16 protein-coding genes and 1 pseudogene are annotated in these 20984 nt (G+C 37.9%); 14 read left to right on the forward strand and 3 right to left on the reverse strand.

What is annotated here, in order from left to right:
• The first annotated feature begins 353 nt into the window (after nt 1-353).
• Nucleotides 354-1535 carry a NupC/NupG family nucleoside CNT transporter gene (locus AC3ANV_RS11255; protein WP_488313671.1) on the forward strand — a complete coding sequence of 394 codons (1182 nt, stop codon included), beginning with the start codon at nt 354-356 and terminating at the stop codon, nt 1533-1535.
• Nucleotides 1536-1650: 115 nt separating this feature from the next.
• Here the strand turns inward: AC3ANV_RS11255 and AC3ANV_RS11260 are convergent, their stop codons facing one another.
• On the reverse strand, nt 1651-3096 hold the full coding sequence (locus AC3ANV_RS11260) for a DEAD/DEAH box helicase (protein WP_488313672.1): 1446 nt from the start codon (nt 3094-3096) through the stop codon (nt 1651-1653).
• Between the two features lie 350 nt (nt 3097-3446).
• On the opposite strand from AC3ANV_RS11260, the gene desA reads away from it, so the two are divergent.
• From desA to AC3ANV_RS11280, 4 genes and pseudogenes are all read left to right on the forward strand, one after another.
• Nucleotides 3447-4478 carry a Delta(5) desaturase DesA gene (gene desA / locus AC3ANV_RS11265; RefSeq protein ID WP_488313673.1) on the forward strand — a complete coding sequence of 344 codons (1032 nt, stop codon included), beginning with the start codon at nt 3447-3449 and terminating at the stop codon, nt 4476-4478.
• Nucleotides 4479-4568: 90 nt separating this feature from the next.
• A pseudogene (locus AC3ANV_RS11270) lies at nt 4569-5107 on the forward strand (response regulator).
• Nucleotides 5108-5485: 378 nt separating this feature from the next.
• Entirely contained in the window at nt 5486-6679 is a 1194-nt protein-coding gene (locus tag AC3ANV_RS11275; protein WP_488313674.1) for a glucose-1-phosphate adenylyltransferase, read from the forward strand.
• Between the two features lie 354 nt (nt 6680-7033).
• On the forward strand, nt 7034-7951 hold the full coding sequence (locus tag AC3ANV_RS11280) for a DUF1002 domain-containing protein (RefSeq protein ID WP_488313675.1): 918 nt from the start codon (nt 7034-7036) through the stop codon (nt 7949-7951).
• 226 nt (nt 7952-8177) lie between these two features.
• Here the strand turns inward: AC3ANV_RS11280 and AC3ANV_RS11285 are convergent, their stop codons facing one another.
• Entirely contained in the window at nt 8178-9014 is an 837-nt protein-coding gene (locus AC3ANV_RS11285; RefSeq protein WP_488313676.1) for an RMD1 family protein, read from the reverse strand.
• 365 nt (nt 9015-9379) lie between these two features.
• Here AC3ANV_RS11285 and AC3ANV_RS11290 point away from each other — a divergent pair, with 365 nt between their 5' ends.
• Nucleotides 9380-10609 (forward strand): sensor histidine kinase, encoded by a 1230-nt coding sequence (locus AC3ANV_RS11290; protein ID WP_488313677.1) that lies wholly within the window; start codon nt 9380-9382, stop codon nt 10607-10609.
• A 166-nt stretch (nt 10610-10775) separates the two neighbouring features.
• Here the strand turns inward: AC3ANV_RS11290 and AC3ANV_RS11295 are convergent, their stop codons facing one another.
• Nucleotides 10776-11963: an MFS transporter gene (locus AC3ANV_RS11295; protein WP_488313678.1), complete on the reverse strand. Its 1188-nt coding sequence runs from the start codon at nt 11961-11963 to the stop codon at nt 10776-10778.
• A gap of 311 nt (nt 11964-12274) precedes the next feature.
• Here AC3ANV_RS11295 and AC3ANV_RS11300 point away from each other — a divergent pair, with 311 nt between their 5' ends.
• The 8 genes from AC3ANV_RS11300 (at nt 12275) to AC3ANV_RS11335 (ending at nt 20862) form a co-directional block, all read left to right on the forward strand.
• Entirely contained in the window at nt 12275-12565 is a 291-nt protein-coding gene (locus AC3ANV_RS11300) for a hypothetical protein (RefSeq protein WP_488313679.1), read from the forward strand.
• A gap of 301 nt (nt 12566-12866) precedes the next feature.
• Nucleotides 12867-13907, forward strand: coding sequence for a DUF3231 family protein (locus AC3ANV_RS11305; RefSeq protein WP_488313680.1), 1041 nt, complete (start codon nt 12867-12869; stop codon nt 13905-13907).
• 581 nt (nt 13908-14488) lie between these two features.
• Nucleotides 14489-15922 carry an MDR family MFS transporter gene (locus AC3ANV_RS11310; RefSeq protein WP_488313681.1) on the forward strand — a complete coding sequence of 478 codons (1434 nt, stop codon included), beginning with the start codon at nt 14489-14491 and terminating at the stop codon, nt 15920-15922.
• Between the two features lie 101 nt (nt 15923-16023).
• Nucleotides 16024-16752, forward strand: a complete 729-nt coding sequence (locus AC3ANV_RS11315) for an ABC transporter ATP-binding protein (protein ID WP_488313682.1) — start codon at nt 16024-16026, stop codon at nt 16750-16752.
• Nucleotides 16749-17495 (forward strand): ABC transporter permease, encoded by a 747-nt coding sequence (locus AC3ANV_RS11320; RefSeq protein ID WP_488313683.1) that lies wholly within the window; start codon nt 16749-16751, stop codon nt 17493-17495. The genes AC3ANV_RS11315 and AC3ANV_RS11320 overlap by 4 nt, the downstream gene beginning before the upstream one ends.
• Nucleotides 17496-17765: 270 nt before the next feature.
• Nucleotides 17766-19583 (forward strand): ATP-dependent zinc metalloprotease FtsH, encoded by a 1818-nt coding sequence (ftsH, locus tag AC3ANV_RS11325; RefSeq protein WP_488313684.1) that lies wholly within the window; start codon nt 17766-17768, stop codon nt 19581-19583.
• A gap of 208 nt (nt 19584-19791) precedes the next feature.
• The gene (locus AC3ANV_RS11330) at nt 19792-20580 is read left to right on the forward strand and encodes a hypothetical protein (protein ID WP_488313685.1); all 789 of its coding nucleotides are present in this window, start codon (nt 19792-19794) and stop codon (nt 20578-20580) included.
• Nucleotides 20581-20670: 90 nt separating this feature from the next.
• Entirely contained in the window at nt 20671-20862 is a 192-nt protein-coding gene (locus tag AC3ANV_RS11335; protein ID WP_488313686.1) for a hypothetical protein, read from the forward strand.
• The last annotated feature ends 122 nt before the right edge of the window (nt 20863-20984 follow it).

The raw sequence follows: 20984 nt of genomic DNA on the forward strand, positions 1-20984 counted from the left end.
GAAGTTGATAATGAGGGCTTCGACAAAAAAACCAAAAATAACTTAACGTTTGTTCAAAAATATTTTTACAATTGTTCAACATGTGTGCTATAGTAACTTAATAAACAAAACAATATTAAAACATAAAAATGTAAGCGGTCACCTTGTAAATACTTTCATGCATAATGAGGAGGAATCCATATAGAATAACCTGTCCTGATATCATCCGGTAGTGTTTGCTGCCAAATAGTGGGTAAGTTAATTGCTGAAAAATACAAACAATAAAAAAAGCGATAAAACTTTTATTGATCAACTTTAAAATCGATTCTGAGCTTCTAACTTCCGGGAATTATTACATCATTGTGGAGGACAACATGAAATACATCATTGCTATCATTGGATTACTAGTTGTTTTTGGACTTGCTTACGTGGCAAGTAATAATCGAAAAAATATTAAAATTAAACCTATTATTCTTATGGTCATTGTTCAAATATTATTAGCAAGTTTATTATTAAATACAAAATTCGGTTTAGTTTTAATCAAAGGGTTTGCTGACATTTTTAGTAAGCTATTAGAATACGCAGGCAGCGGAGTATCATTTGTGTTCGGAGGTCTTGCGAATAAAGGTGAAATGTCATTCTTTTTAAACGTCTTACTTCCAATCGTGTTCATTTCAGTATTAATTGGTATTTTCCAGCATTTTAAAATACTTCCTTTCATTATGAAAGCGATTGGTTTGTTGTTAAGTAAGGTAAATGGTATGGGTAAATTAGAGTCTTATAACGCAGTTGCCTCGGCAATGGTAGGGCAATCAGAAGTATTTATCACGGTTAAAAAGCAACTTGGCCTCCTGCCTGCCCATCGATTATATACATTATGTGCTTCAGCCATGTCAACGGTTTCGATGTCAATTGTCGGTGCTTATATGACAATGATCGAACCAAGATATGTCGTTACAGCACTTGTGATTAACCTTTTTGGCGGATTTATTATTTCATCTATTATTAACCCGTATACGGTTCCGGCAGATGAGGATATACTCATTATTCAAGACCTGGAAAAACAAAGCTTCTTTGAAATGCTAGGGGAATATATACTTGATGGATTTAAAGTAGCGATCATTGTAGGTGCCATGTTGATTGGTTTTGTTGCATTAATGGCATGTATCAATAACGTTTTTCAACTGATTTTCGGAATTTCATTCCAAGGAATTTTAGGGTATATTTTTGCGCCGGTTGCTTTTATTATGGGTATTCCATTTGCCGAAGCTGTCCATGCGGGTGGAATTATGGCAACAAAGCTTGTGACAAATGAGTTTGTAGCTATGATGGATTTAGCAAAAATTCATAAAAGCTTTAGTCCCAGAACTTTAGGCATTATTTCTGTCTTCCTTGTCTCTTTTGCCAACTTCTCATCAATTGGTATTATTGCAGGAGCAGTAAAGAGCTTAAATGAAAAAAAGGGAAACACAGTAGCGAAATTTGGTTTAAAACTTTTATATGGGGCAACATTAGTCAGTGTTTTATCATCTGTGATTGTAAGCATTGTTTTATAAATCATAAGGTAAAAGCAATTTCTTTTCTAAAAACGTTTAGGGATTAGTAAATTTTACCTAATATAGATAAAAGGACGATTATGACTGTCATAATCGTCCTTTTTTCCGGATTTAATTACTTTATAGCCTTACTAACTTTCAGCTTTTTACCTTTAATAGGTGTATTCTCCATAGCCTGTAAGACCAGCGAACCCTTTCCGTTAAGGATATCAACATATGACAAATTATCCTGGATGGTGATAATTCCAATATCATCTGCGGTTACTCCGGGAATTTTTGCGATCGTTCCAACAAAATCAACAGCTCGAAGCTTCTTCTTTTTTCCGCCGGTAAAATGGAGTTTTGTGATATCTTTGTTTATTCGAGCAGTTTTATTATTTTTAACAACACGGCGGCCTTGTAATTTTTCTTCGAAAGCGGCTTTTCCTGCAGCAACTTCCTGATGTCCGGGAGCTTCTATTAAAGGTAATTTAAAGCCAATGTATCCCTCAATGGCTCTAATGAATTTCCCTTCAAAAGGTGTTGCAAACGTAATCGCTTTTCCTTTATTGCCGGCACGCCCCGTTCTTCCAGTTCGGTGTACATAGCTCTCTTTTTCCATTGGAACATCATAGTTGATGATAAGTGTTACATTATCAATATCAATTCCTCGTGCTGCAACATCGGTGGCGACAAGATAACGGAAATTCCCCATTTTGAACCCATCCATAACAGCAAACCGATCGTCTTGTTCTAATCCTCCATGGAGTCTTTCACAAGAATAATTGGCTTGTTCCAATTCGGTAAACACTGTATCTACACGCTCTTTCGTTCTGCAAAAAATGATACAGCTGTCCGGGTTTTCAACGACCGTAACGTTTTTAAGAAGGGGATTCTTTTCTTCTTCTTTCACTTCGATTAAAAAATGTTCAATTGTATCCGTCGTAATCCCGGAAGTGGCAATTTCAATATTTATCGGTTTTTTCATATATTTATGGCAGAGATTTTCTACATCCTTTGGCAATGTAGCAGAAAATACCATTGTTACTCTATTTATAGGGAGATCTTGGATAATCGCTTCCACTTGGTCGATAAAACCCATATTAAGCATTTCATCCGCTTCATCTATAATCAGATACTTTATTTTGTCTAAAACCAGGGTTCCTCTTTCAATATGGTCTATAACACGACCGGGGGTACCGACGACGACATGCGTTTTTTGTTTCAATTCTTCTTTTTGTTTGGCAAAAGGTTCTTTTCCATAAACGGCTATTGCTTTAATCCGTTTAAACCTTCCAATATTCGTGATATCTTCTCGAACTTGAGCAGCAAGCTCCCTTGTCGGTGTAAGAATTAATGCCTGTGGTTTTTTTTCATCCCATTCCATCATTTCACAAACAGGTACAGCAAAGGATGCGGTCTTGCCGCTGCCTGTTTGTGATTTTACGATAAGATCTTGATTTTCCATTGCTAATGGTATGACATTACTCTGAACTTCTGTTGGAGTTTCGTATTTTAATACGGCAAGAGCTTTTTTTATTTCATCGCTTAAATGATAATCCCCAAAACTTCTTTTACTCATGTATTAACCTCGTTTTTTTATAGTATCCCGACCTATACATAGGATTCTCTCAAAGAATTATCATATGCAAAATCAGAGTATGGTTCATTATACTTGAAATCAAACGTAATTGGGCGCTTATATGGAAATAATAAAAAGAACATACATAACTTGTTGGCATTTTGCAAAAAATTTGCAAAGAAATATCGAGTCATTTTGACCAAATGTGGAAACGCTTTACAAAAATGTAAATTGTGATCAACTTGTACATGACATTTATCATGTTTTGGACATGACACCTGCTACTTACAGGAACATTTTTATTCCTTCATAATAGGGATTAACAACACAAGGGAAGTGAATTCAAATAAATGACCTCACAAAATACGAAAAATTTAAAAAAACAAGTAGCTCCTTTTGAAAAATCAACGACTAAGGAAAGTGTTTGGCAGCTTATCAATACAATCGTGCCATTTATTATTTTATGGTATCTTGCCTATAAAAGCCTGTCCGTTTCATATTGGTTATCATTAGTTCCATCTGTGCTTGCTGCAGGATTTTTGACAAGAATTTTCATTATTTTTCATGATTGCACCCATCATTCCTTTTTTAAAAGCCGCCGAGCCAATAGAATAATTGGGACAGCCATGGGTGTTTTAACGATCTTCCCGTTTGATCAATGGGGACATGAGCATTCCGTCCATCACGCGACAAGCGGTAACTTAGATAAGCGAGGCACAGGAGATATTTGGACCCTTACTGTGGATGAATATTTGGCAGCACCACTAAGACTTCGTTTAGCCTATCGGTTTTATCGCAATCCATTTGTTATGTTAGGATTAGGGCCGATTTATGTTTTCCTTCTTAAAAATCGATTTAACAGAAAAGGTGCCAAAAAGAAGGAACGAATGAATACGTATTTGACGAATGTATTAATTGTTGCTTTAGTTGGCTTGCTTTGCTTGGCAGTTGGATGGCAGTCATTTCTTTTAGTGCAAGGTTCTATTTTCATGATTTCAGGCGCAGCAGGCATTTGGCTGTTTTACGTACAGCACACGTTTGAGGATTCTTATTTTGAAGAGGATAAAGAATGGGAATATGTGAAAGCAGCAGTAGAAGGAAGTTCATTTTATAAGCTTCCGAAACTTATGCAATTTCTTACTGGAAATATTGGTTATCACCATGTACACCATTTAAGTCCAAGGGTGCCAAATTATAAACTTGAAGAGGCACACAAAAATACGCTTCCATTACAAAACGTACCAACGATTACACTTGCTACGAGCTTACGTTCACTCCGATTCCGCTTATGGGATGAGGAAAAAAGGAATTTTGTTAGCTTTAAAGACGTTAGAGCTTTAGCTAAAAATAGTATTTCTGTTCGAGTTAAACCGGAACTATAACTTCACATATTAATGCTGACTCCCCTTAATAATCGTTAATTTAAGGGGAGTCTCTGTTTAATAGCAGCAGCCGGATAAGGAGAGAACTAAATGATTCGAATTGTCATTGCAGAGGATCAGGAAATGCTTTTAGAGGCAATTGGTTCACTGCTTAATTTGGAAGAGGATATGGAAGTGGTAGGGCAGGCAGGCAATGGGGAGGAGGCACTTACCCTTGTACACCGATTACAGCCGGATGTTTGTATCATGGATATAGAGATGCCTGAAAAGAGCGGACTTGAGGCAGCAGAAGCATTAAAACCTTATGGATGCAAAGTAATTATGTTAACAACATTTGCAAGGATTGGAAATTTTCGACGAGCATTAAAAGCGGATGTAAGAGGTTATTTATTGAAAGACAGCCCAAGCGAAGAGTTAGTTTTCTCGATTCGCAGTATTATGGATGGGAAGCGAATTTATTCTCCTGAACTAATGGACGATGCTTCCGGCATGAACAAGCGTGAATTGGAATTGTTGGAAAGGGTGACGAATAGTCAAAACACAAAAAAACCACTTACCGGCAAAGTATAGGAGCAGTCAGAAAATACTTTTCAACTATTATGGATAAAATGAAATTACCAACCGGATGAACAAATGGGGTCCTTTACTTTAATAAAGTAGGACCTTTTTTAATTTTACGGAATTATATTTTATTTCAGATTTAATAGACTGTATTATAAAGTTTTAAATGAGTAAAATCGTCAAATTATCCGATAATGCTGTTTTTCTTGACATTTAAGGATTGTCGAAATATTGCGGCTTGGATAGAAACGGAAGGGTTACGACAAAAATAGCCATTTAAAGAAGTGTAGAGATCAATTAAGTGTCGATAAAAAAGCAATTGATATTCACAATGCTGTAACAAGTAAATCGAAAATCTGGAAAAAACAGGTGATAATAGAAGTATAAACAAAATTAAAAAGCAAGGCTTAACGAATTTTAAAATTCCTATTTCGAGGAGGAGGACAATGAAAAAAAGAAAATGGGTTGCTATGCTGTTGGCTGGTGGCAAAGGGACTAGATTAAATCAGCTAACAAACACCATTGTTAAACCAGCGATGCCGTTTGGGGGGAAATACCGGATCATTGACTTTGCTTTAAGCAACTGTAAAAATTCAGGAATTGAGACAGTCGGGATTTTAACACAATATAGGCCACTTACTTTGCATTCACATTTAAACCATTTAAGTCATTGGAACTTGTTTGATAGATATGGTGGAATAACAATCCTGCCGCCCTATCAACGGAATGAGACAGGCGTGGAGTGGTATGAAGGCACTTCACATGCGGTGTTTCAAAATATTGAATTTATCGAGCAATATAGCCCGGATGATGTTCTTATTCTAGCTGCCGATCAAGTCTATAAAATGGATTATACTCTAATGCTACAGCAGCATATCGAAACAAATGCGGATTGTACCATTGCCGTTAAGGAAGTCCCTTGGGAAGATGCAAATCGTTTTGGTCTTTTAAAGACAGAAAATACTACCACTAGGATTAAGTATTTTGAAGAAAAACCAGTAAAACCGACATCGAATTTAGCTTCGATGGGTATTTACATTTTCAAATGGCCAATTTTAAAAGACTACTTGATCCAGGAGGAGCAAAAGGAATTTACCCATAGGGATTTTGGAAAGGATATCATTCCCTCCATGCTGAGCGTTGGATTACAGCTAAATGCATACCGGTTCAATGATTATTGGAAGGATGTAGGTACCGTCCACAGTTATTGGGAAGCTAATCTTGATCTTTTAAATAGAGAAACAAACATTTTTCTTCAAAAGCCTGAATGGAGGATCCATACTGTGCAAAATCACGAACCTCCTTCCTATTTAGATGTGAGTGCCAAAGTGCAGCAAAGTTTAGTTAGTGAAGGCTGTGAAATAAACGGGACAATAGAAAATTCTGTTTTGTATAGCGGTGTAAAGATTGGAAAAGGTGCGCACCTTAAAAATGCAGTCATATTACCGCATACAATTGTTGAAGAAAACGTTTGGATAGAAAATGCCGTGATTGGTAGCCATTCATGGATAAAGAATGGTGTCATTATTTTCTCTAAGAATCCGGATATGCATTTAATGGTGGTTGGCAATCATGAAACCGTCAATCCAACTATTGAGGATTCTGAATCTAAAAATAATGTAAAAATTGTACAGTCATAAGTTGAACCAAATAGGTAGTGAAAACCATATAAAAAAATATTAATTTTTTAACGGGTTCACTTCAGAGGTGCATACAGAAAATCATTGGGAGAAACACACGGCATTTCACATATCGTGTGTTTTTTGTTGTTATAGCAAGGTTTCAATACACTTTTATGCCTTTTCGCGTATGAATTCACAGTAGCCTTAGAACCTTTTCACATTACAACTTAGAATTGTTAGAGTAAAATAAGTTTTTAGAGATGGAATTAGGTATTCCTAATTGTATCTTATGACCACTAAAAGGATTCATATCCTGTGGTAACTATTTTTGTTGGGTTATGCCCGGGTAATTTTCAAAAAGGAGAGTCTTCGATGAGATGGAATCGTTTTTTTAAAAAGGCAGCAATAGCTGCTGTACTTTTAACAGCATTATTCGTAAGAAATTCTGGAATCGCCTTGGCCTCTGGTAATGATGACAGCATTAATGAAAAGTATGGGCTGCCGGTTGTCGTATACGGGGCAGCACTATCTCCTGCCCAAAAGGACGAAGTAAGAAAGCTTTTAAATGTAACAGACACAAGCAAGGTAAAAGAGATTACGGTAACGGGAAAGGATCTCGTGACCTACATTAAAGGGGATCCGAACTCCAATATGTATTCGTCCGCTAAAATTACCAGGAATGATTCGGGTCAGGGGATTGTCATTAATTTGGTCTCACCTGAAAATATTACAGAGGTTACGAAGGAAATGTACGCGAATGCCTTGTTGACAGCGGGAGTAAAGGATGCAGTCGTTGATGTCGCCTCACCAATAAAAGTCAGCGGACATTCCGCACTGGTCGGAATATATAAGGCATATGATGCTGGAAATGGCACGGCGCTAAATAAGGATCGTACAGAAGTTGCAAATGAAGAATTGAACCTGGCTACAAATTTAGCTAAAAAAGAAGGAATGGACTCTGATAAAGTTAGTCAGCTGCTAACAGAGATTAAACAAGAGATTGCCGCGCAAAATCCGGCAACAAAAGAAGACATATCCAACATCATTGATGATAAGCTAAAATCACTAAACATCAGCTTAAGTCCCCAAGACCGCCAGCTCTTAATTGACTTATTTGACAAAATGCGTCACCTGAATATCAATTTTGATAACGTTAAATCGCAGCTCAATAACCTTTCACAGGACATCAAGCAGCGAATTGAAAATGCCGTTGGAGACAAAGGATTTCTCCAAAAAGTTGCGGATTTCTTTAAAAAATTGATTGAAAGTATTAAAAGTCTGTTTTCTTAACTTTTGGTTCAATATGCTATTTCATTTATACTAAATAAGAATTATGACTTTACACATCAAAGCATCAGGCATTCCAATTAATTTGGGGTTTGCTTGATGCTTTTTTATTCAAATGGGAGATCAAGACATGTGAAGGTTGCGGATGAATAGAAGAGACTTAGAACGGCTCCCGGATAGTTCAGATTGGGGGCCGTTTTAATATAGAATATATATATTTAAAGTTATTTCACGAAAACCATCCTAAAATTTGTGAAATTGTTAGGGCAATCTCAACAACAATGAGAATCACAACTATCCATTCAACGAATAGCCCCCTGATCGAATGGCTAATGGTGGAAAAACCATTCATTATGTTGTATAAAATTTCCGTTTTGCTTTTTAAGATTTTATACCGATCGTTTAATTCAAAAAAATCGATCAACCTGTCGTAAAATTCACCGGCAGTGCTGCTTGTCCATGTAATATCCGGTTTATCTAAAATCATGATATACGCTAGGGTGTTATACTCGTGACGGACGATTTTTGCAGTCGTCCTTGCCAGTTCCTTATTTCCGATTCTCAGTTTGCCTTTTTCCAGCCGGTCGATCATGTTTTCGAGCTTGTCGTGGATTTTTCCGAGTTGTTCTTCCGTTTTCTCGAGCGCCACCGATTTGGCGATCACAGTGGAAATTAATTCAGGGTAGAAAATTTCATATTCAGGTACCACCACATATTCATCCGTCAATTCAATGTTTTCGGTTTCTTTGATGTGAAGACGATAATCGTCTGAATATCTGTCTGCATTCTCGATATCAATGTCCGGCTCAAAGGAATGGATATAGTTTAAAAAGCCCGATATTTCATCGGTGTGTGTGTGATTAATAAAGACAACGCTGCCAAAGGAGAAAACCAGAACCATTTGCGAATCGTCCACCTCTTGATTGAGGATGGATTTTAAAATACCCCCTTTTAGTATTAAAGGTTCTTCCCAGGTGAATTTTTTGGGAATGCCGCAATGAATGGCGATGTTATTTAAATTAATTTCATTGGTGACTGCAAATGCTTTAAAGGTAATAGCCTCCATTATTATCACTCTTTTCAGTGAATTGGTCATTCTTTAATATAATTCTATTCTTTCCAAAATCCTTTTTGAACCATTCTTTCGATTATTAAAACGTAGAGTTTTTGTGGATTTCAGCTGTATTTTAAAAGTGAAAAAATGCCATACTGTCTCTTTTTATGAAAAAGTATTTTTAACACATACATTGCTTTTGCCCTCTTTGAAGTGCATTTCTTAAGGGAATTTTAAGCTATTAACATAATAATAGGCTTATCAAATTATGAAAATCACTGGTTGTAAAATCCTGAATTCTACCAGGAAGCTATCGGGGAATACGACCGCTTTTTTTTTCAAGGATTGCCGGCTGAATGGGAAAGGAGAAACTTAGGATGTTCCGCAAAACGCATTTACGACTTACTTTTTTAAATTCCTTAGTTTTTATCGTTTTGATGGGGATCCTTGGCAGTATTGTCTATTTTTATACCGAAAATAGTCTATATAAGGATGTTAATCAATCCCTCCTCGAAACAGCCCGTCATTTTCATCAGGATCAGCCTGGATCTGATCGTAATGGCGGCCCTGGGAGAATGAAAGGAGACCCAAGGATTGTTACATTAGTATGGGATGAAAAAAATAATTTACTAGACGAACAGAACCATGATTCAGGAATTTTTCAAGATAATAAAAAGCTTATTGAACCGAAAAATTTCAATGCATTAAAGGATGTCACTATTGAAGGTTTTTCATTTCGATATATTTCAGTAGAAATGAACGCTGGCGATTCGGGGAGAATAAAAGTCCAATTTATTCGGAATGTAAATTCGGAAAAAGAATTACTGGACCGGCTGTTGTTGATTTTATTTTTTGGATGTGGTCTAGGGGTGATTTGTGCAGTTTTTTCCGGGTATCTACTGGCAGGAAGATCCTTGATACCCATTAAAAATGCCTGGCAAAAACAACAGCAATTTGTCTCCGATGCTTCGCATGAGTTAAGAACCCCATTAGCAGTGATTCAGGCAAAAACAGACTTATTATTTCGATCGCCTGCTGCAAGTATACGGGATAAAATTATCGATATCTCAGCGATTTCAAATGAATCTAGAAGGCTCTCGAAACTGGTAGCCAATTTACTGACATTAGCCAGATCGGACTCCAATCAAATTGAAATAAAGAAACAGTTTTTTCGATTGGATGAGCTTTTAAAAACGATTACTCAGCAATTTGAAGATATTGCATCGTATCAAGGGAAAACGATACATTTAGATGTTTCAGAGCCTGTCTTATTTCATGCCGATCAGGAAAGAATTCATCAATTAATCGTCATCTTGCTGGACAATGCAATGAAGTATATGAATGAAGGCGGGGAGATCCTCTTTTCCTGTCATCAAAGCGGCTCTGCCGTTACCCTAAAGGTAAAAGATACAGGAATTGGCATCCCGGAAGAGGACATTCCAAAAATCTTTGACCGCTTTTATCAAAGTGATAAAGTACGAACAGCAGGAGAGGGAACCGGTCTTGGTCTATCAATCGCCAAATGGATTATTGAACAACATCAAGGAAAGACAAAGGTGCAAAGCAGCCCCGGAAAAGGGACATCAATTGAAATGATTTTCAGGTAATATAGGGTTCGGCACTGTTACTGCCAAAATATAACGGATAGAACAAGAAAACTATTAGTTCTATCCGTTTTTTCGTGAATAATGTCCTTTAGTTGGGCTTTCAAGGACAAAATCCTCCAAGTGGCAAAGATAATGTCCTTCATCATGTCACGGTAATTTAAATTCTTTACCCAAGCTTACTTTGTAACACACGTCTGTTCCGTTGAATGATAAAAGCCCCACCAAGCATGAAAACGGTCAAGGTGATATATAAGGCATTCTCTCCGCCAATTCCAAAAAAGAATGAGCCAAGGAGCGGTCCAATTGCAGCTCCGCTAAAGCGGATAAAGTTGTAAATCCCCATTACGGTTCCTTTCTCTTTGGTAAATAAATTAACAAGAGAAGTAATTTGCGATGGCAGGCTTATACCTTGCAAAACACCGTAGACGAGCAAAAATACAATCAATACCGTCATTGTGATGAGGTGTAAGGATAGCAATACCCAGAAAACGGCAACCGCCAATCCGAGTCCATATGCTGAATACACAAGAATGGACGTATGCCGCATAAATGTTTGAATTTTGCCTCCTAGAAAGGACCCTAAGACAATCCCGGCTGTCAAAGGAACAAAAAACAAACCTTTCACAACCAGAGGCACAGTAAAAAGTTCGTCCAGTAAACCGGGAATAAAAACTAAATAAATATAATAGCCGTAAAACTGAACAAAGCCAAGCAGCATAATGGAAAACGCGGCACGGTTCTTCACAATTCCTGTGAAGGTTTTAAAGGTTATTCGGCTTGGTGCAGCATCCTTCTTTAGTGTTTCTTCCAACGTAAAGCGGTTATAAATATAAGCAAACAGAGCGCCGGCAGCCAAAACGGCAAATGCCCAATGCCATTGGGCGTATGAGGCAATCAAGCTTCCGATCACAGGGCCGAGAACAGGACCTAGAAAAACCATAGTTTGATATACACTCATCGCTTTGCCGCGCTCGGCCGGGGCATAAATGTCTCCAATAACAGCAGCCGCCACGACAGATCCGGTCGTAATCCCAAACGCTTGCATCGCCCTCCCGAAAAGAAACAAATAATAGTTTGGCGAGAGAAAACAAATAAGGGAGCCAACCATAAAAATGAGAAGGCCTGGGAGTAAAGTGGCTTTTCGCCCGCGGGTATCCGTTAGTGGGCCAATAAAGAATTGATTAGCCGCCAAAACAAACGTATATAAAGATATGGTTAGATTTACCAAAAATTGATTTACAGCAAAATAATGTCCAACCTCCACCAGACTAGGTGTATAAATAGTTTGGGTAAATGGACCCAAAAAGGCCGCAATCGATAACCCGAGTAAGATCTTCCCGTTTCTGGATTTCATTTATCTCACTTCCTTTATTCTTAATGCTTTAAAGTGAAACAGAAAGTTCATCATTGATTGTAACATACAAGTTTTGCAGAGGTGTATTCAATTAACTGTAAGCATATATAAAATGATGTTATAAATTTTTCTTAAAGAAATTTACTATTATAAACTAATAAGGAAGTTGTTTTAAAGGCAGATTTAAAAGGACTCATTTTTATTAATTTGGGCACCGCTTTTTTAAACGGGAGATTCTGGGCATTCGTCTATTCATGTCGAAAATCCCTGCATATTCTATAGGATATTAACCCAAAAGGAGAAATGCCCAAATGTATCCGTATGGAAATTATCCAATTCAACAAGGTCAGTTCGACTACAATCCATATGTACAGCATGCACAGCAGGAGCTTTATGATCCGAACAGACAAATATCTCAGCTACTGCAACTTCCTCAATGGCAGCAGCTTGAGCGCAGAGTTAATCAGCTGGAAAGGCAAAATGAGCGGCAAGAAAGAGAAATTGACCAGCTTCAACGCCGTCTCCAACGAGTAAATCAGCGGCTTCGTGTAGTGGAAAACAGACTCCACATTCAAATTACCCCTTTCGAAGGGGAATCTTAAAGAAAAACAGAGGAGGTTGACTCAAAAAGGTTGTTAATTTGATCTTTTCGGGCCAGCCTTATTTTTTTAAAAACTTTTTCTTAGACAATGTCCATTTTCGTATCTTTTCGAACTATCGAAGTTTAGCTAAATTAAAACTAGGTTAGTCTACAAAACAACTCAATAACTAAGTTGAACAAAAAATCGTTTTTTTTTTAAGTAAAAGACAATTTGCGATGTTTTTATGGTCAAAAGTTGAGTTTAGAATATATTTCGAATGGAGGAAAATACTAAGCAAAAATGTAATTAGGGAGATTTTATCATGGAAACGATTAACCCCCTCAAAATTAGTTCAACTAAATTGAATACCTGTGAAAAACTAACATCCGCAGAAATGGGTAAACTTTGGGCAACATATATGGGAAACAGCATGTCAAAATGTATATTACTCTATTACCTTCAACACGTTGAGGATGGGGATATTAAAACTTTGTTAGAGAATGCATTAAAATTAAGCTTAGAGTTCATTAAAATAATTGAAGATATTTTCATGAAAGAAAATTTCCCGATTCCTAAAGGTTTTTCAGAAGAGGAAGACGTTAACCTTGATGCTCCTCGTTTGTTTGAAGATGAATACTATGTTCATTACTTGAAATATGCCGGAAAAGCAGGAATGAGTATTTATAACGTAGCTGTGCCGCTTGTTTATCGGAAGGATGTAGAAGAGTTTTTTATTTATTGTATGGGTTCAACTATGGCTTTGATGAAACAAATCAAGGAGGTATTAATGAATAAAGGATTAATCATTAAACCACCTATTATTCCAGTTCCAGATAAAGTGGAATTTATTCATAAAGATTTTTTAAATGGTTTTTTTGGACATGTACGACCTTTACACGCATTAGAAATTGCCCATTTTTATGATAATATCGAAAACAATGTAACAAGCAAAGCATTAATCATGGCATTTAGCCAAGTAGTAAAATCGGAAAAGATTCGAGAGTTGTTTATGAAAGGTAAGGATTTGACTCATAAACACATCGAACTCTATATGGAAAAACTACATTATGAAAATTTACCTTCACCAACTTTTCTTGACCATTTGGTTACAACATCAACATTTTCTCCATTTTCGGATAAATTAATGTTGTATCATAAGACGGATATGTTTTCCTTGAGAATTAGATCGTTTGGAAATTCTGCGGCTGTAAACGGAAGACATGATATCGAACTCCTCTATACAAGGTCATTAATGCAAATCTCCTCATTTGTTGAAGATGCAGCAAAAATTATGATTGAAAACGGTTGGATGGAGCAACCACCATATGCGGTTAATAGAGATAAGATAGCATCTGAAAAATAATCATTCAATGTTCCTGAAAATCTAAACATTTTGGTTTCTTAAAATAAGGTTATTTTCGCATCGATTGTTGTTTTTTGTATAAGTTTATCAACCCGTATAATTAGAAGCTTCGTGGCATCTTTTCGTAAGAACATTTGCGAAAATTGCCTAGAAACTTAGTAAATGAACTTTATTAAGCTTCAAAAGCAACAAAGTTTACGAAAAGAGCCTTAATAAAAGATGGGTTAGCCAATAAATTCAATTGGTTGACTCATCTTTTGTTTTACATTTCATAAAAAAAGTACTTGAGAGTTGGGAAACTTTGAACTGTTAATTATTTATTTTTGTATAAGCTTTGGTATAGGATAGGGTGGACTTTTCCCGTGGGCACTTGATGATGAGAAAAGTCGTCCTTTGACCCTATCAATTTACTTAGGGCGTTTCTTATTAAAGGGAGTACCGCTTATTTTGTTGGATCAAGTTTGAGCCTGAGCCGTAGTAGTGGTTCCTACTGTTATTTTCCTTTAGAATGAAAAGGAGTTTTGAATTCGTCAGAGGAGTGTAAAAATCAATATTTTTCAGTAGAGGGAGTGGAAGCGAAAATGAAGCAATACAATACCAGTGCAATTATGGCGTCACTGCTTATATGCGGTTTCGTCGGTATGTTCAGCGAGACGGCTCTCAACATTGCGCTAAGTAATTTAATGGATGTATTCCAAATTTCAGCCGCAACCGCACAGTGGTTGACGACAGGTTTCTTGCTTACTCTCGGCATTCTGATGCCGATGACCGGGTTGCTGCTCCAATGGTTTACGACGAGGCAATTATTTATCGGTTCTCTTGCGAGCTCGATTGTCGGCACTTTGATTGCGGCGCTCGCATTCAAGTTCGAAATTCTTCTAGTCGCTCGCGTTCTACAGGCGGTCGGAATGGGTCTGTTGATTCCGCTCATGTTCAATACGATTCTCGTTGTGTATCCACCTGAGAAACGTGGGGCAGCGATGGGGTTCGTCGGACTTGTCATCATGTTCGCACCGGCGACCGGTCCGACCGTAGCAGGTCTCCTAATTGAATATTTAACATGGCACTATATATTTTGGCTTTCACTGCCGTTTTTAGTCATAGGGCTGTTGGTAGGGCTGAAATATTTGGAAAACGTCACCGAGGTCACGAAGCCCCGAATCGATCCACTGTCAGTTATATTATCAACGATCGGCTTCGGTGGTGTCGTCTTCGGCTTCAGCAAGGCAGGTGAAGGCGCGGAGGGATGGACCAACATGGTCGTAGTCACTTCAATCGTCATCGGGCTAGTGGCGCTCGTGCTTTTCACACTAAGGCAAAAGGGTATGCGCGAACCAATGATGGACCTAAGCGTCTTCAAGTACCCAATGTACAACGTCGGGCTGCTTTTGGTACTGTCGTGTATGATGATCATCTTGTCTACCATGATTATTCTGCCAATGTATCTTCAGAACGGAATGAGACTGTCCGCGTTCGCAACTGGACTTATGCTGTTGCCTGGCAGCGCCCTGAACGGTATCCTTTCGCCGCGTATGGGGCGTTTGTTCGACAGGTATGGGCCGAAGTGGCTAGTTATACCCGGCCTCGTCTTCGTCGCGATAACGTTATGGTTTCTCTCCAGCATATCGCCCACTTCTTCGGTTGCTTTTATTGTCTGTTTGCATATCGGGCTAATGGTCGGCATCTCAATGGTCTGGATGCCGGCGCAGACAAATGGCCTGAACCAGCTGCCACCGGATTTATACCCACACGGTACGGCAGTCCTGAACACACTTCAGCAAGTTGCGGGCGCAATCGGCACAGCGATTGCGATTATCATCCTTACGAGCGGCATGGAGAAGTATTTGCACGGCTCCCCCACGCCTACTAAACCGAGCGAAATGGCTAATGCGATGACGTTCGGCTCACAGAACGTGTTCTTGTTCACCTTGATCGTGACGCTAATCGGTCTGGCTTTGGCGTTCTTCATCCGCCGTGTTGTCGTCAAACATGCGGCGATGAATTCGATGCATTGATGTTCCGATGGAGCCTGCGGGCTCCATTTTCTCGTCGTTTAGGAAACTATAAAATAATTTGGTATGGACTGACCACACCAGAATCAAAAAGGGGAACCGAGATGTCAAACGATAATGAATTAATAAAATTTGAGCATGTTTATTATTCTTTTGGGGATACATCTATTTTAAAGGATATTACCGGCTCCTTTCTTGAGGGCAAAATCACTACTTTAGTCGGTCCTTCAGGAGCAGGGAAGACAACCTTGTTTAAATTATGTAATGGACTGATCTCTCCTGATTCAGGTGAAATTTTTATTAATGGCAAAAAGATTGAAAGCTATGATCCGGTTGAATTGCGCCGGAAAATCGGGATTGCTCTTCAAAGTGCAACGATGATCGGTGGAAGTGTTTGGCGAAACCTGGCATTGCCATTGACTTTACAAGGAAAGAGATTGCCTGAGGAGAAAGCCAAAGAATTATTGAATCTCGTCGGATTGGAAGAAAAATTCTTGAACCGGAATGTGAAGGATTTATCCGGAGGCCAGCGGCAAAAAGTATCCATCGCACGCACCCTAGTGAATAGACCGGAAGTGTTGCTGCTTGATGAAATCACTTCCTCGCTCGACCGTGTATCCCAGCAGGAGATTGAAGAACTGATCGTAAGAATTAATAAAAAATATTTCACAACCATTATCTGGATTACGCATAACCTAGAGCAAGCCTTATCGATTGGAGACTATTCGTGGGTGATGATGGGCGGAGAAGTGATTGAAATCGGGGAGAGTGACATCCTTCATCATCCAAAAGATGAAAGAGTGGAACGCTTCGTAAGGGGGGATATGGAGTGAGTTTTCTAACACTGACATTAGCCCTTATTTTCGTATTAATCCCGCTTATTTTATCGAAAACATTAAAACTTGGATTGGAAAAGGACACTATCATCGCGACGGTTCGCTCGATTTTTCAATTATTGATAGTCGGGTATATCCTTAAATTCGTATTTGCTTCGGAGCATTATATTTTTATTATATTAATGCTGATGCTGATGATTGGGGCTGCAACACAAAATGCAAGAAAAAAAGGCCGATCGATTAAAGGAATGACATGGAAGCTGGTGGTAACCTTCTTGTTCGTTGAAGTGCTGACCCAAGCCATATTGATTGGATTTCACATTACACCTCCGACAGCACAATACATCATTCCCATCAGCGGGATGGTCGTCGGAAATTCGATGGTACTTGCGATTTTGTTTCTCAATCGGTTCACGGCAGAGGTCGAAGCGCGTCATGATGAAACAGAATTGATTTTGTCTCTGGGTGGTACACCCAAGCAGGCCATCCAAACGTCTCTTATTACTTCGATAAAAGCTAGCACGATTCCGACCATTGAAAGCCAGAAAACAATTGGTCTTGTTCAACTGCCCGGCATGATGAGCGGGCAAATTATTGCTGGCGCCAATCCCGTACAAGCTGTGCAGTTTCAGTTGCTCATTCTTTTTCTCTTATTAACGACGGCCGTTGTCACCAGTATTTTGATCGGATTTTTATCGTATCCAACCTTGTTTAACAAACGGATGCAGATGCAAAGGTAAAATTGGTATTCAATTTATGACAGGGTGTTATCAAATTTTTTGACAATTGACATCTTGCCATTTATTATATCTATATTATGACATAATGTCATATGAAAATGGCTTGTACAAAGTAGATAGAGGAGCGTTGCCGAAAATAACTTAGTTGAAAAGTTCGCCAAGGATTTATCAAATCAAGAAGCAATGGAAAACTAAAAGATAGAAATCAAACTTTTGAAAAATAGACTCGCCCCAAAGTGAGTAATTTACTAACCCCTTGGAGGAACTGAAATGAAACAAATCAAACCACCGAAGAAACCGCTCCTTTTTTACTATGGAATTTTAATCGTCGTAATTTTGCTGTTAAATTCGTTTATTTTTCCTGCAATTTATAATCATTCGGTAAAAGAAGTAGATTATGGGACCTTTTTAACCATGGTTGAAAAAGGGAAGGTCAAACAGGTTGATATCGAAGATGATACGATTATGTTTAAACCTTATGATACAAGTGAGGCAAAGCTATATAAAACGGGAACAATCGAAGATCCACAATTAGTGGACCGCCTTCATAAAGCGAATGTTAAATTTACGAAGGTCATTCCAAAAGAAACTTCACCGTTATTAAATTTTATTTTGACATGGATTCTTCCGTTCCTTATTTTTCTAGCGCTTGGCCAATGGATGACGAGAAAGATGCAGAGTAAGATGATGGGCGGAGGAGGACCGTTTTCGTTTGGAAAAAGTAATGCAAAGGTATATGTTGAATCAGAAACAGGGATTACGTTCAAAGATGTGGCAGGACAAGATGAAGCAAAAGAGGCATTACAAGAAATTGTTGATTTTCTTCATAACCCTAAGAAATATAAAGAAATCGGTGCAAATATTCCTAAGGGAGCCTTGTTAGTAGGACCGCCGGGAACAGGAAAAACCCTTCTTGCCAAAGCAGTAGCAGGGGAATCTAAGGTTCCATTCTTTTCTATGTCCGGTTCGGAATTTGTTGAGATGTTTGTCGGTATGGGTGCTGCAAGAGTCAGAGATTTATTTAAACAAGCCCAAGAAAAAGCACCGTGTATTGTTTTTATTGATGAAATTGATGCGATTGGAAAAAGCCGTAATTCGGGTATGCCAGGGGGCAATGATGAACGGGAACAAACTTTAAATCAGCTTTTGACGGAAATGGATGGATTTGATGCCGATAAAGGCGTTGTCATCCTGGCGGCAACCAACAGACCGGAAACGCTTGATAAAGCACTCCTAAGACCAGGCAGATTCGATAGAAGAGTTCCTGTTGAATTACCTGATTTGGCAGGACGTGAAGCAATTTTACGGGTACATGCCGAGGATGTGAAATTAGATGACCAAATTGATTTTAATGTGATTGCCAGGGCTACGTCCGGAGCTTCCGGGGCTGATTTAGCCAATATTATCAATGAAGCAGCACTAAGGGCTGTCAGATTAGGCCGTAACAAGGTGATTCAAAATGATTTGGAAGAATCAGTAGAAGTGGTTATCGCCGGCTACCAAAGGAAAAATGCAGTGATTTCGATGAAGGATAAATTGACTATCTCCTATCATGAGATTGGCCATGCTTTAGTTGCAGCAAAACAAAGTTTTTCGGCACCTGTTCATAAAATCACCATCATCCCTAGGACTTCCGGTGCTCTTGGCTATACAATGCAGGTGGATGAGCATGAAACGGTCCTGATGACGAAAGAACAGGCTTTGGATAAAATCACCACCTATATGGGAGGTCGTGCGGCAGAGGAGATTATTTTTAAAACCGTCACATCCGGCGCTTCCAATGATATTGAACAAGCAACAAAGATTGCCAGAGCGATGGTAACAAGGTTTGGAATGAGTGAAGAATTTGATATGATGGCACTGGAAACCGTGAATAATCCCTATTTAGGCGGAGATACGTCTCTCATGGTATCGGCAGAAACGGCATCTAAAGTAGATGCGGAAATTCTTAAAATTATTAAATCCTGTCATCAAAAAGCCATTAAAATTTTGGAGAAAAATAAAGATAAATTGCATGAATTGACAAAGTATCTTTTAGAAAAGGAAACGATATCCGGAGAGGAATTTATGTCCATTTTAGAAAAATAGGCATATTTGTTTAGAAATCTGTTTGATAATTCCTTTTTTAGCTGATATTGAAAAAAAGCTTTTATAAGTAGCAATAGTATGGCACTCATTGAACTTTGAGTGCCTTTTTCTTCGTTTATGGTCTTTTTTTAAAGGGGGACAGGTCCCAATTTTTAAAATCCTAAATAATCATTAAATTTTTCGACAAAAAAGAGGAATATGGAAATTTATGTCGAATTACTTGGTGAATTTAATAGAAAGGATTGGTGGTATGGTGGTAAAGAAAGAATCCGTTGAAAAAGTGGTAGAATTTGTACAGTCCGAGACCAATACAAAAACTTTTCGGCATGATTATCCTGTTTCTGATGAATTAAGGCAAGTAATGGTAGGCGAGGTATTTAGCGATTTCATGACATATGCATTGGATCGATATTATGCTGAATATCTTTCAAATTTAGAGGAATATGTGGATGATCATGATCCGAGAGAGGAAAAACGACAAGTATTAAAGGACAATTTATTTTGGTGGCGAATCTTTTATGATTCAAGCCTGAATTTTAACGAGAGTTGTGTAAAGGAGTATATTGCCGAAAACTATCATTGGCTGATCAAGAGGCCTATCATGATATCATGGCTAAGGGAATGTGCTAAGGCAATACCTAAATTCTATCATGTGGGGTATAAATATAATGATCGTGTCCTTGTCGTGACAGATATGCTAGAGGAAAAAACGCTGGATGTTATTGTGTATGATCCGCGTGCAATTCCACCTAAAAAAGGGGAAATTGTTATGGGGACATTAATCCCATTAGGTGATGGATTATATTTCCCAATTGTTGATTTTTACCATTTCGATTTTGAGGCGAGGCAAGAAATTACAACCTACATTTTCTACTATTTTGACAAATTTTTGAAAGATTCCACCATGAATGAAGCATTCATCCTCGTACTTTCCGCTATGTTACAAATTGAAAGATTAGTCTACCTTGATAATCAGGAAAATAGCTCTTCAAAATAAATTCTTCTTTTAGATAAAATCCTTCACTTCTTAATCATTTAACAATAGCTTATTCTCTTATGTTATAATATTAAAACTTGGAGGTTTTTGATGATGAATAATGAACTATTGGAATTATTACGTTCAGTTTTAAAAGAAGAATTAGAACCTTTTAATAAACGTTTTGACGGAATTGAACAAGAAATAATAGACCTAAAAACCGGACAGGAACGATTTCAAAAAAACATCATTGGGAGTCTTGGACAATATACTGAAAAAATTGCTGACCATGTTGATGATTAAACCGCTGTATTGAATAATCGTATATTTACATTAGAAACAAAAATTCAAAGGTTGAACAGACAATAAATAAATTAATGAACCTTGTAAAATAGAATTATTCCAAAACATCCAACAGATCACAA

The organism is Neobacillus sp. DFD-2R (genome assembly GCF_057747865.1).

Bases quoted from the DNA above. Each gene is read 5' to 3' on its own strand.
- AC3ANV_RS11255 (WP_488313671.1), top strand. From the start codon at position 354: ATGAAATACATCATTGCTATCATTGGATTACTAGTTGTTTTTGGACTT.
- AC3ANV_RS11310 (WP_488313681.1), top strand. From the start codon at position 14,489: ATGAAGCAATACAATACCAGTGCAATTATGGCGTCACTGCTTATATGC.
- AC3ANV_RS11285 (WP_488313676.1), bottom strand. From the start codon at position 9,014: ATGGAGGCTATTACCTTTAAAGCATTTGCAGTCACCAATGAAATTAAT.
- AC3ANV_RS11300 (WP_488313679.1), top strand. From the start codon at position 12,275: ATGTATCCGTATGGAAATTATCCAATTCAACAAGGTCAGTTCGACTAC.
- AC3ANV_RS11335 (WP_488313686.1), top strand. From the start codon at position 20,671: ATGATGAATAATGAACTATTGGAATTATTACGTTCAGTTTTAAAAGAA.
- AC3ANV_RS11315 (WP_488313682.1), top strand. From the start codon at position 16,024: ATGTCAAACGATAATGAATTAATAAAATTTGAGCATGTTTATTATTCT.
- AC3ANV_RS11290 (WP_488313677.1), top strand. From the start codon at position 9,380: ATGTTCCGCAAAACGCATTTACGACTTACTTTTTTAAATTCCTTAGTT.
- ftsH (WP_488313684.1), top strand. From the start codon at position 17,766: ATGAAACAAATCAAACCACCGAAGAAACCGCTCCTTTTTTACTATGGA.
- desA (WP_488313673.1), top strand. From the start codon at position 3,447: ATGACCTCACAAAATACGAAAAATTTAAAAAAACAAGTAGCTCCTTTT.
- AC3ANV_RS11280 (WP_488313675.1), top strand. From the start codon at position 7,034: ATGAGATGGAATCGTTTTTTTAAAAAGGCAGCAATAGCTGCTGTACTT.
- AC3ANV_RS11305 (WP_488313680.1), top strand. From the start codon at position 12,867: ATGGAAACGATTAACCCCCTCAAAATTAGTTCAACTAAATTGAATACC.
- AC3ANV_RS11330 (WP_488313685.1), top strand. From the start codon at position 19,792: ATGTCGAATTACTTGGTGAATTTAATAGAAAGGATTGGTGGTATGGTG.
- AC3ANV_RS11295 (WP_488313678.1), bottom strand. From the start codon at position 11,963: ATGAAATCCAGAAACGGGAAGATCTTACTCGGGTTATCGATTGCGGCC.
- AC3ANV_RS11275 (WP_488313674.1), top strand. From the start codon at position 5,486: ATGAAAAAAAGAAAATGGGTTGCTATGCTGTTGGCTGGTGGCAAAGGG.
- AC3ANV_RS11260 (WP_488313672.1), bottom strand. From the start codon at position 3,096: ATGAGTAAAAGAAGTTTTGGGGATTATCATTTAAGCGATGAAATAAAA.